This window comes from Bacillus sp. P4_D3, assembly GCF_056401855.1.
The window spans coordinates 1-2216 of the sequence record NZ_JBFUIN010000519.1 but is presented as its reverse complement, the minus strand read 5'-3'; the positions used below and the strand labels follow the sequence as shown (position 1 = coordinate 2216).

3 protein-coding genes are annotated in these 2216 nt (G+C 31.1%); 1 reads left to right on the top strand and 2 read right to left on the bottom strand.

Translation table 11 applies throughout. From position 1 onward, the window contains the following. A partial coding sequence (locus tag AC1DTM_RS23515) for a Ppx/GppA phosphatase family protein (protein ID WP_477001015.1) occupies positions 1-979 on the bottom strand: 979 nt, incomplete at its 3' end. Positions 980-1120: 141 nt separating this feature from the next. Between AC1DTM_RS23515 and AC1DTM_RS23510 the strand changes: the two genes are divergently transcribed. Further along, positions 1121-1579, top strand: coding sequence for a YkyB family protein (locus tag AC1DTM_RS23510; protein ID WP_002160666.1), 459 nt, complete (start codon positions 1121-1123; stop codon positions 1577-1579). Positions 1580-1610: 31 nt separating this feature from the next. Here AC1DTM_RS23510 and AC1DTM_RS23505 read toward each other — a convergent pair. Beyond that, positions 1611-2216: YkyA family protein (locus AC1DTM_RS23505; protein ID WP_477001014.1), on the bottom strand; the 606-nt coding region annotated here is incomplete at its 5' end.

Here is a 2216-nt window from a genome sequence, read left to right as displayed (position 1 = left end):
GATAGTACGAAATCCCCAAATCTTTCGCTAATTCTTCATAAAAAACACCTTCTCTTAATCCTTTTTTACTCAATATAAATGCCGGTGCCTCTATAACGTTAACAAGCATATGAAAGACTTCGACTGCTGGAATAATTGTATCTGCTCGATCTTTTGCTAACCCCTCCATCTTTTGAAGCTCTATGAACGACAATTCTTTTAATTCCTCTTTTACATGTTTAATATCTTCTTCTTTCATTTTGTATAAATGTAATCCAGCTATAGGATAACAAATTAAATTTTGATGGATTTTCACCATATTCCTCGCACTCCCCCCAATTGCGATAAGGGGTAATTCTTTATCGATTAACCATGGTAGCGTTCGAAATTGATACCATAAATAGTTTTTTATTCCCTCTAACTCTTCTGTAGTAGKAATATCACCTTGAATAAATTGTTGCTTTAAAGAAAGTGCTCCAAAAGGAAAGCTATGATATTCTAAAATTTCTCTATTTCGAAAGTATGTAACTTCTGTACTCCCCCCACCAATATCAACTGTAATTCCTTCTGAAAATGAAGTGGAATTCATAACTGCTAAATAACCGTAACGTGCTTCTTCATATTCTGATAAAACTCTAAGAGTAAAATCTGTTTGCCCTTCAACAAGTTTTTTAATTTCATCTTGATTCTCAGCCTGTCTAATTGTTGCCGTTGCAACGCAAAGTACATGATGTAACTTATGGAATCGTGTACTTTCTTGAAATTGAAATAATGTTTGTAATAATACTTCTATTCCTTCTTCACTTAATACACCATTTACTAAATAATTTCTTAACCTAGCGACCACTTTCGTATTTTCAATCTCTTTATAAAAACCCCCGCTTTGTTTTTCATAAATAACTAAACGCATTGTATTAGAACCAATGTCTATAATGGCATATTGTAGTTTTAATATTTCTTTCAAACTTCTCACTCTTTCATTATCAAATTTCTGAAACATATTCTATCACTATTATACAAAATAGTTGTTTTTTGTAACAATATTGCTTTAATATTGAAAATATATACAATTACTTTTTGCATATAATAAAAACCCATTTTATTTATGCTATAATAAGAAAAACTTGAAAGGAGATTCAATATGAAACCTTCACAACCCCAATCTCAATTACATAATCAACATTCTATTAATAGACTAGCTCAATCTATTTTCGTTGTGAATCGTCATGCTAAAGCTGCAACTAACCCTAAGTACTTATATTGGTTAAAAAAGACTGCTTTAGAACGCTTAATTACTGAAAAAAAGGCTATCAAAGAAGGATTACATTTTTCTAGAAATCCACGTTTTAGTCAACAACAATCCGATGTTCTTATACGTTTAGGTGATTATTTTTTCCATATCCCTCCTACGAAAGATGATTTTCGCACCCTACCGCATCTTGGTCACCTTGAATCCTCCTATCGAAATCCGAAAACAACCTTATCTTTAACAATAGCAAAAAAAACACTTCAAGATTATATTGGTCCTGAAGCATTAAAACAAGAAAAAAAATTAAACGAAGCAGTTCCATGGTATAGCCGTACCTATACAAAAAAATAAAACAGTTTGGCCCATATTAGGCCAAACTGTTTTATTTTTTATCTTCCTTAATTTTAATATTCGCTTGTTTATAGAATGCAACTTTTTCTGTATTATATGATTTCGTATATTCATTAAACTTATCTTTTTCTGTCTCAATATCTTTATATGCTTGGTTTACTAACTTTACTTTCTCGCTAATATCTTTTAATTTTGTACCTTTATCTTGTAGCATTGTATATAATTCTTTTTCTTGCTTTAAAGATTTATTATAGCTATCGTACATCTTTTGGAATGAATCATGTCGTTTCTCATAAGTACTCTTTACTTTATCCGCCTGGTCTTTTAATTTATTATCTTCAATTTTCTTCACATGCTTATCAGCTGACTTCACTTCTTCTTGCGCTTTATTTAAAGCCTCTTTTTCTTTAATAAGAACTTTTTCTCGTTCAGCTGTATTTTTCACTGCTTGATCAAGCTTATCCTTAACAGCCTGATTATTATCTTTTCCTTCTTGGACAATTTGATTATATAATACTTGCCCCTCTTTCTCTAATGACTCTAATTTTTTCGCATCTTCAAACATTGTTTTTTCTTGCTTGGCAGCATTTTCAAATGCAACATATAGCTCCTCTTCTGGTTTTGGGCCGAAACAACC

Coding starts and splice junctions, on each gene's coding strand:
- AC1DTM_RS23510 (WP_002160666.1), top strand. CDS start 1,121: ATGAAACCTTCACAACCCCAATCTCAATTACATAATCAACATTCTATT.